Annotated in this window: 10 protein-coding genes; 4 read left to right on the forward strand and 6 right to left on the reverse strand. The window is 66.8% G+C overall.

The features are described from left to right. The 6 genes from VF662_RS06865 to murI form a co-directional block, all read right to left on the reverse strand. Positions 1-682, reverse strand: a 682-nt coding sequence (locus VF662_RS06865) for a GIY-YIG nuclease family protein (protein ID WP_464139215.1), incomplete at its 3' end; no start/stop codon positions are given. Between the two features lie 65 nt (positions 683-747). Then, the gene (nrdR, locus tag VF662_RS06870; protein WP_464139217.1) at positions 748-1212 is read right to left on the reverse strand and encodes a transcriptional regulator NrdR; all 465 of its coding nucleotides are present in this window, start codon (positions 1210-1212) and stop codon (positions 748-750) included. Next, on the reverse strand, positions 1213-2529 hold the full coding sequence (gene glyA, locus VF662_RS06875; protein ID WP_464139220.1) for a serine hydroxymethyltransferase: 1317 nt from the start codon (positions 2527-2529) through the stop codon (positions 1213-1215). It abuts the gene before it with no gap. After that, positions 2526-2984 carry a ribose 5-phosphate isomerase B gene (gene rpiB, locus VF662_RS06880; protein WP_464139223.1) on the reverse strand — a complete coding sequence of 153 codons (459 nt, stop codon included), beginning with the start codon at positions 2982-2984 and terminating at the stop codon, positions 2526-2528. The genes glyA and rpiB overlap by 4 nt, the downstream gene beginning before the upstream one ends. A 75-nt stretch (positions 2985-3059) precedes the next feature. Next, the gene (hemA, locus tag VF662_RS06885; RefSeq protein WP_464139225.1) at positions 3060-4274 is read right to left on the reverse strand and encodes a 5-aminolevulinate synthase; all 1215 of its coding nucleotides are present in this window, start codon (positions 4272-4274) and stop codon (positions 3060-3062) included. Between the two features lie 70 nt (positions 4275-4344). Then, positions 4345-5154 carry a glutamate racemase gene (gene murI, locus VF662_RS06890; RefSeq protein WP_464139227.1) on the reverse strand — a complete coding sequence of 270 codons (810 nt, stop codon included), beginning with the start codon at positions 5152-5154 and terminating at the stop codon, positions 4345-4347. Positions 5155-5265: 111 nt separating this feature from the next. Between murI and plsY the strand changes: the two genes are divergently transcribed. From plsY to VF662_RS06910, 4 genes are all read left to right on the forward strand, one after another. Next, the gene (gene plsY, locus VF662_RS06895; protein WP_464139229.1) at positions 5266-5874 is read left to right on the forward strand and encodes a glycerol-3-phosphate 1-O-acyltransferase PlsY; all 609 of its coding nucleotides are present in this window, start codon (positions 5266-5268) and stop codon (positions 5872-5874) included. Positions 5875-5876: 2 nt separating this feature from the next. Continuing rightward, positions 5877-6965, forward strand: a complete 1089-nt coding sequence (gene dprA, locus VF662_RS06900) for a DNA-processing protein DprA (protein WP_464139232.1) — start codon at positions 5877-5879, stop codon at positions 6963-6965. Positions 6966-7037: 72 nt separating this feature from the next. Then, positions 7038-8183, forward strand: coding sequence for a zinc-dependent alcohol dehydrogenase (locus VF662_RS06905; RefSeq protein ID WP_464139234.1), 1146 nt, complete (start codon positions 7038-7040; stop codon positions 8181-8183). A gap of 10 nt (positions 8184-8193) precedes the next feature. Beyond that, the coding region (locus VF662_RS06910) for a hypothetical protein (RefSeq protein ID WP_464139236.1) at positions 8194-8675 on the forward strand (482 nt) is incomplete at its 3' end.

Here is an 8675-nt window from a genome sequence, read left to right on the forward strand (position 1 = left end):
CGCGCTTCCTTACCGTCGTTGCATAGACGAACGCGCAGTCGGCGACCGCGTCGGCGACGCTGCCGAAGATCTGCGCCCGCTCGAGCACAATATCCGCGCCCGATGCCGCCGGCCCGGCCGCCGAATTGGGCCAGCCGTCCCGGGGATCGACGAGGCGCAGGTCCGCAAGCCCGAAGTTCAGCATCGCCCGCGCCGCCTTCCCGATATTCTCTCCTAGCTGCGGGCGGACGAGAACGATCGCGGGGCTCCGGAGTGGTGCCTTGAGAAACGCTTCGGCTTCGCTCGGCTGGGTGTCCCGACTTCGCTCGACACGAGCAGGTACTTGGCGATCCACATTCTCCGTTCGCCCCGAGCGAAGTCGAGGGGCCCTGTCGAGCGAAGCCGAGACCCTTCCAGCGCGCTCGTGCGGCGGAACGGCAGCTTCGCTCAGCCTGCTCCAATTGCCGGCAATCAGGGCTTCCTTCTTCGCCCTCGACCAATTCTTGATGCGGAGCTCGGCCTCAAGCGCTTCACCTCGAGTGGGGAATTCCTCAGCCCATACGAATTCCAGCGGGCGCTTGTCATAAGTGTAGCCCTTGATTGCGCCGGTCTGGTGCTCGGCTACGCGACGGTCCAGGTCATCCGTATGCCCGGTATAATAGACGCCGTTCGACAGGCGGAGGATGTAGGTCCAGAACGGCATAGGTTTCGGCTCTCGGCTTCGCTCGACCGGGTGTCTCGACTTCGCTCGACACGAACGGTGATTGATCAGATCGTATCGTCAGTCTCGCCCACCGCCCCGGCAAAGGCCTGGAAGTCGCTGGCTTCGCTGAAATCTTTGTAGACGGAGGCAAAGCGGATGTAGGCGACGGTGTCGACGGCCTTGAGCCCCTCCATCACCATCTCGCCGATGCGCGTGGAAGAGACCTCGCTTTCGCCGCTTACCTCGAGCTGGCGCTGGATCGAGGAGACGAGCCTGTCGATCCGCTCCTGCGGCACCGGGCGCTTGCGAAGCGCGGTCGATACGGAGCGTTCGAGCTTCGAGCGGTCGAACGGCTCGCGGCGCTCTCCGGATTTGACGACGGTCAGCTCGCGCAGCTGGACGCGCTCGAAGGTCGTGAAGCGCGCGCCGCAATCCTCGCACTGGCGGCGGCGGCGGATCGAGGCGCCGTCCTCGGTCGGGCGGCTGTCCTTAACCTGGCTGGCTTCGTGCGAGCAGAAAGGGCAGCGCAATTAATTCTCCGGATAGATAGGGAAGCGAGCGCACAGCTCCCGAACCCGCCGCTTCACGCCGGCTTCCACCTCGCCATTGCCGTCATGCCCGTTGGCGCGAAGGCCGTCGAGCACGTCGGCGATCATGTCGGCGATGTCGCGGAATTCCTGGACGCCGAAGCCGCGGGTGGTGCCTGCGGGCGAGCCGACGCGGATGCCGCTCGTCTTCAAGGGCGGCAGCGGATCGAAGGGAACGCCGTTCTTGTTGCAGGTGATCGCCGAGCGCTCGAGCGCCTCGTCCGCATCCTTGCCGGTGATGCCGAGCGGGCCGAGATCGACCAGTGCCAAGTGCGTGTCGGTGCCGCCGGCGACGAGAGCCGCGCCCCGCTCCTGAAGGCGGCCGGCAAGCGCCTTGGCATTGGCGATGACGGCGCGGGCGTAGGTCTTGAATTCGGGCCGAAGCGCTTCCCCGAACGCGATCGCCTTTGCGGCGATGACGTGCATCAGCGGCCCGCCCTGAAGGCCCGGGAACACCGCCGAATTGATCTTCTTGGCGATCGCCTCGTCGTCGGTCAGCACCATGCCTCCGCGCGGGCCGCGGAGCGTCTTGTGCGTGGTGGTGGTGACGACATGGGCGTGGCCGAACGGGGAGGGGTGCTCGCCCGCGGCGACGAGGCCGGCGAAATGGGCCATGTCGACCAGGAAGGTCGCGCCCACTTCATCGGCAATGGCGCGGAAGCGGGCGAAATCGAGGTGGCGGGGATAGGCGGAGCCGCCGGCGATGATCAAAGTCGGCTTGTGCTCGCGGGCGAGCGCTTGGACCTGGTCGAAGTCGACGAGATGATCCTCGCGCCGGACGCCATATTGGACGGCGTTGAACCACTTGCCCGACATCGCCGGCTTGGCGCCGTGCGTCAGGTGGCCGCCGGCATCGAGCGACATGCCGAGGATCGTGTCCCCCGGCTTCGTCAGCGCCAGCATCACCGCGCCGTTGGCCTGCGCGCCCGAATGCGGCTGGACGTTGGCGAAGCCGCAGCCGAACAGCTGCTTCGCCCGCTCGATCGCCAGCGTCTCGACCGAGTCCGAAGGTGCGCAGCCCTGATAGTAGCGGCGGCCGGGATAGCCTTCCGCATATTTGTTGGTGAGGACCGAGCCTTGCGCCTCGAGAACCGCCCGGGAGACGATATTCTCGGATGCGATCAGCTCGATCTGGTTCTGCTGCCGGTCGAGCTCCGCCGCGATCGCCTCCGCGACGGCGCTGTCGGTGGTGCCGACCGGATCGGTGAAGAAACCGGCCGGCTGCACGTCGTGGAGATCGTTGGCTGCGCGGCTGCTCATGCGGGTTCCTTCGCGAAATGGGGATTGGACAGCTTCTCGACCCGCCGCTGGTGCCGCCCCTCGCCGTAGGAGGCGGCGAGGAAGACGTCGATGCAGGTCTTCGCCATTTCGATGCCGATCAGCCGAGCGCCCATGGCGAGCACGTTTGCATCGTTATGCTCCCGCGCCAGCCGGGCCGAGAGCGGCTCGGAGACGAGCGCGCAGCGGCAATCGGGGTGGCGGTTGACGGCGATCGAGATGCCGATCCCGGAGCCGCAGAGGGCGATGCCACGATCCGCATCGCCCGACGCGACGGCATCGGCGAGCTTGTAGCCGTAATCCGGATAATCGACCGATTCGATCCCGCCGGGGCCGAGATCGAACACCTCGTGGCCGAGGTCCTGAAGGTGGGCGACCAGTGCCGCCTTCATCTCGATCGCGGCATGATCGGAAGCAATGGCAATGCGCTCGGCCACGCCGTCGGCTCCATGGTGAATGGGAGCCTGTTCCTTAGGGGAGCGGCGCCGCGAGCGCCACCACAGATTGCAGCCTCAGGCCGCCAGCCGCATCTCCAGGCGGTCCCAGATTTCCATCAGCGCGGAGGCGAGTTCGCGCATCATCTCTTCGCTGTGCGCCGGGCCCGGCGTGAAGCGGAGGCGCTCGGTGCCGCGGGGAACGGTCGGGAAATTGATCGGCTGAACGTAGACGCCGTATTCGGCGAGAAGGATGTCGCTGATCCGCTTCGCCTTCACCGGATCGCCGACCATCAGCGGCACGATGTGGGTGGTGGAGGGCATCACCGGCAGCTGCGCATCGGCGAAGATCCGCTTCAGCGTCGCCGCCGAGGCCTGCTGCGCCTCGCGCTCGGCGGACGAGGCCTTGAGGTGCCTGACGCTCGCCAGCGCCCCCGCCACCAGCACCGGCGACAGCGAGGTGGTGAAGATGAAGCCCGGCGCGTAGCTCCGGACGACATCGACGATGTTGCGGTCCGCGGCGATATAGCCGCCCATCACTCCGAAGGCTTTGCCGAGCGTGCCCTCGATGATCGTCACCCGGTGCGCCACGTCGTCGCGCTCGGAGATGCCGCCGCCGCGGGCGCCGTACATGCCGACGGCGTGGACCTCGTCGAGATAGGTGATGGCGCCGTAGCGGTCGGCGAGGTCGCAGATCGCCGCGATCGGGGCGACGTCCCCGTCCATCGAATAAACGCTTTCGAAGGCGATGAGCTTCGGCGCATCGGCCGGCGCGGCCGCGAGCAGCTCCTCGAGATGATTGAGATCGTTGTGCCGGAAGACCTGCTTCTCGCAGCCCGAATTGCGGATGCCCGCGATCATCGACGCGTGGTTCAATTCGTCCGAAAAGATGACGCAACGGGGCAGCAGCTTGCCGAGCGTCGAGAGCGTCGCCTCGTTCGAGATATAGCCCGAGGTGAAGAGCAGGGCCGCTTCCTTGCCGTGGAGGTCGGCAAGCTCAGCCTCGAGCGCGATGTGGTAATGCGTGTTGCCGCCGATGTTGCGCGTGCCGCCGGAGCCCGCGCCGACATCGTGCAGCGCCTCTTCCATCGCCGCCACGACGTCCGGATGCTGGCCCATGGCGAGATAGTCGTTGGAGCACCAGACGGTGACCGGCTTCGGCCCATTATGGCCGGCAAAGCAGCGCGCGTTCGGATAGCTGCCCTTGTTGCGGAGGATATCGATGAAGACGCGATAGCGCCCCTCGGCGTGCAGCCGGTCGATAGCCTGCGCGAAGATGCGTTGATAATCCAAAGGTCTTCCCCGTCGGTCCCGGCGCCCATAACGGAAAGCAGGTGCGCAAGGCCAGTGAAAACGGCTCGCATCAAGCGCGGCGGCCGCTCCCTTCCACGAGCGTGAGGCCGTAGCGGCGGAGGCCTTCGCGATACGCTTCCAGCCGCGGATCCCACCCGGTGAAGAAAGCGAGGCCTGCACCCGGCTCCTCCGGCCACGCCGTCTCCCGCGTCAGCCAGGCGGTGCGGCGGGCGATCCCTTCCTTGCCGTCCACGAAGGCGAGTGGGCGCGGGGAGGCGGCGGCGAGCTCCTCATCGACGAGCGGGAAATGGGTGCAGGCGAGCACGATCGTGTCGATCCGGTCGCCGCCCGGCTGAGACAGCAATCCATCGAGGCTCCTGCGATAGCCTTCGAGGTCCTGCGTCTCGCCTCTGAGCTTCCCCTCGGCCAGATCGACCAGCTCGGCCGAGCCGTGGCGGAGGACGGTGCAGTCGGCCGCGAATTCGGCGCTGAGGCGGTCCACATAAGGCTGCCGGACGGTCGCCTCGGTCCCGAGCACGCCGATCACCCGGCTCCTCGATCGCTCGGCGGCGGGCTTGATGGCAGGCACGGTGCCGACGATGGGAAGGTCGAGCGCCGCCCGCACCGGCGCAAGCGCGATCGTCGAGGCGGTGTTGCAGGCGATGACGATCAGCTCCGGATCGAACCTTTCGGCGAGCCGCCCGAGCAAGGCCGGCACCCGCGCCGCGATCTCCGCCTCGGTCTTTGTGCCATATGGATAGCCGGCGCTGTCTGCGACATAAATGATTGGAGCATTTGGAATAAGTGCCCGGATCGGCCGCAGCACCGAAAGCCCGCCGACGCCGGAATCCAAGATGAGGAGTGGGCGCGGCGGCGTCATCGAAGGTGATTTAGCGGCCCGGGACGCGGCGGCAAGGCGGCTCGGCGCACTGATCCAAATTGTTGCGTGATCGTACTGGTTTGCTAGGTTGCCGAGCCAGGGGGATGACCGGTGAGCCTTGAACTGCTGGCCGCGCCGCTGCTTTCGCTGTTGGTCGGCTATCTGCTGGGATCGATCCCTTTTGGCGTGCTGCTGACGCGGATGGCGGGCGCGGGCGATCTGCGCAGCGTCGGCTCCGGCAATATCGGCGCGACCAACGTGCTCCGCACCGGCCGCAAGGGGCTGGCGGCGCTGACTCTGGTCCTCGATGGAGCGAAGGGCGCTGCAGCGGTGATCATCGTCCGCGCGGTCTGGCCGGGCAGCGAGGGGCTGGCGGCGGTCGGAGCCTTGCTGGGCCACCTCTACCCGGTCTGGATCGGCTTCAAGGGCGGAAAGGGCGTCGCGACCTTCTTCGGCATCATGGCCGCCCTCCACTGGGAATCCTCGATCGGCTATGCCGTCGTGTGGCTCGGCGTTCTTGCGCTGACCCGTTATTCGTCGGTCGCGGGCATGTCGGCGGCTTTGCTTGCGCCGGTCGCCGCCGCGGTGCTCGGCCGCTTCGATCTCAGCCTGCTCTATCTCGGCTTCGGCCTGTTGATCTTCTGGAAGCACCGGGCGAACCTCGAACGCCTTTTCGCCGGCACGGAACCGCGCGTCGGCTCTTCGAAAGAAAGCGACTGAGCTTGGCCTCCGACGATCAGATCGCGCGGCTTCGCCTGATCCGGTCGGACAATATCGGCCCCGTCACCTATTTCCAGCTGCTCGCCCGCTTCGGCTCCGCAACCGCGGCGATCGAGGCAATACCCGATCTCGCCGCGCGCGGCGGCGGCAGGGCGCCGAAGCTTGCGCCGCGGACGGCGGTGGAGCGGGAGATCGAGCGGGTGGCGGAGCTTGGCGCCCGCTACCTGTTCCTCGGCCAGGGGCTTTATCCGCCGCTTCTTGCCGAGCTCGAGACCGCGCCGCCCGCACTCGTGGTAAAGGGCCAGCTCTCGCTGCTCGACAAGCCCGCAATCGCGATGGTCGGCGCCCGCAATGCCTCCGCCGCCGCCTGTCGGTTCGCGCGGACTCTGGCGCAGGATCTCGGCAATGCCGGCGCAGTGATCGTCTCAGGCCTCGCCCGCGGGATCGACACCGCGGCGCATGACGGGTCGCTCGACACCGGCACCATCGCCGTCATCGCCGGCGGCATCGACGTCGCCTATCCGCCGGAGAATGAGGAAAGGCAGCAGGCGATCTCGGAACGCGGCCTGCTGATCGCCGAGCAGCCGCCGGGGGTCGAGCCGCGGGCGCGACACTTCCCCTACCGCAACCGCATCATTGCAGGGCTCGCGCACGGCACCGTGGTGGTCGAGGCCGCCCCCAATTCCGGCTCCCTCATCACCGCCCGCTACGCCACCGAATCCGGCCGGGAGGTGATGGCGGTGCCAGGCTCCCCGCTCGATCCCCGCGCCCGCGGCTGCAACCAGCTGATCCGCGAGGGCGCCACCTTGGTGCAGAATGCGGAGGACGTGCTCGAGGCGATCCGCCCCTTCAAGCTCCGCCCGCTTGCGCAGAAGGGGCTGGACTATACCGCTCCCGCCGCCTCCGCGGACGCCGAGGAAGCGGATCGCCGCACCGTGGTCGATCTGCTCAGTCCCACCTCCGTCCCGGTCGACGAGATCATCCGCCAGTCGGGCCTCGCACCGGCAGTCGTCCAGACCGTTCTGCTCGAGCTCGAGCTCGCCGGGCGGCTGGAGCGGCATGCGGGCGGCAAGGTGAGCCTCGCCGCCTGAAGCTCCGGCTCGCTGGAACCAATCTCGCTTGGGCACGCTTTTGGAGGCGCCGGGGCGAGAAGGAAGTCGTGCATGAAAGCAATGGATTATAGGGGTCCATACCGGGTCCGCGTCGAAGAGAAGCCGATGCCGAAGATCGAGCATCCGCGCGACGCGATCGTCAAGGTGACCCGCTCGTGCATCTGCGGCTCGGACCTCCACCTCTATCACGGCATGGTGCCCGATTGCCGCGTCGGAACGACCTTCGGCCACGAATTCACAGGCATAGTCGAGGAGCTCGGCTCCGAAGTCACCAACCTCAAGGTCGGCGATCAGGTGCTCGTCCCCTTCAACATCGCCTGCGGCCAGTGTCATTTCTGCAAGCAGGGCCTCTACGGCAATTGCCACGAGAACAATCCTCAGGCCACCGCGGTCGGCGGCATTTACGGCTATTCGCACACGGCCGGCGGCTATGACGGCGGCCAGGCGCAATATGTGCGCGTGCCCTACGCCGATTTCGGACCCACCGTCGTTCCCGAGTGGATGGACCTGGACGATGCGGTCCTCCTCACCGACGTCGTCCCGACCGGCTACCAGGCGGCGGAAATGGGCGGCATCCAGAAGGGCGACACCGTGCTGGTGCTTGGCGCCGGTCCGGTCGGCCTCCTTGCCGCCCGCTCGGCCTGGCTGTTCGGCGCCGGCCGGGTGATCGTGATCGACCATATCGACTACCGGCTCGAATTCGCGCGCACCTACTGCCCCGCGGAGGTCTACAATTTTAAGGAACTGGACGACGTCGTCGTGTTCATGAAGAAGACCACCGACGGCCTCGGCGTCGATGTCGCGATCGATGCCGTCGGCGGCGATGCGAAGGGCAATTTCCTCCAGACGTTGTTCGGCACGAAGCTGAAGCTGGAAGCCGGCAACGCCATTCCGGCGCATTGGGCGATCAATTCGGTGAAGAAGGGCGGCATCGTCTCGATCGTCGGCGTCTACGGCCCGACCGGCAACATGATCCCGCTCGGCAACGTCGTGAACAAGGGTCTGACGATCCGCGCCAATCAGGCGGCGGTGAAGCGCCACGTGCCAAAGCTCATCGAGCATGTGAAGGAGGGGCGGCTGAACCCCAAGGGGATCATCACCCACAGGGTGCCGCTGGAGGATGTCGCCGACGCCTATCACCTATTCTCGGCGAAGCTCGACAATTGCATCAAGCCGGTGCTGATGCCCAATGGCTGAGGGAACGAACATGATCGAGCAACGCACCCGCATCGCCAGCGCCAACACGCCGATCGACCCGCGGAGCGTGGTCGGCTGGGGCGTCGATGCCAATCCGGAGAACGATCCCACCTACCCCTATCGCGACCGCTCGGCCGACGAGGGGCTCACCAAGGACTGGCAGCGGCCGCCGCAGCAGCAAAGCGACGTCGAGATACTGCACTCGATCGAGCATGTGCGGACGCCCGCCGTGTTCGGCACCTCGACTCCGCCCAGCGGCATCAGCGGAATGATCCGCCGGCTCGCCTTCCGCTGGAGCGAATCCAACTGGCTTCACTGGCTGCTGCTGATGGGCGCCGACCGCATCAATGTCGTCGAGGGCGTGGTGGAGGATCTCGGCCGCGGCAAGGTCCCGAACATCCCGGCCGAAATGGGCGCCCGGGCGGAATGGCGGCACAACAAGAAGGGCTTCGCGACGAAGACGCTTGTGGTTGCCGCCGTCACTGTCGGCCT

Source organism: Allosphingosinicella sp. (genome assembly GCF_036387215.1).
Lineage (GTDB): Bacteria > Pseudomonadota > Alphaproteobacteria > Sphingomonadales > Sphingomonadaceae > Allosphingosinicella.

Bases quoted from the DNA above. Each gene is read 5' to 3' on its own strand.
- murI (WP_464139227.1), bottom strand. From the start codon at position 5,154: ATGACGCCGCCGCGCCCACTCCTCATCTTGGATTCCGGCGTCGGCGGG.
- VF662_RS06905 (WP_464139234.1), top strand. From the start codon at position 7,038: ATGAAAGCAATGGATTATAGGGGTCCATACCGGGTCCGCGTCGAAGAG.
- glyA (WP_464139220.1), bottom strand. From the start codon at position 2,529: ATGAGCAGCCGCGCAGCCAACGATCTCCACGACGTGCAGCCGGCCGGT.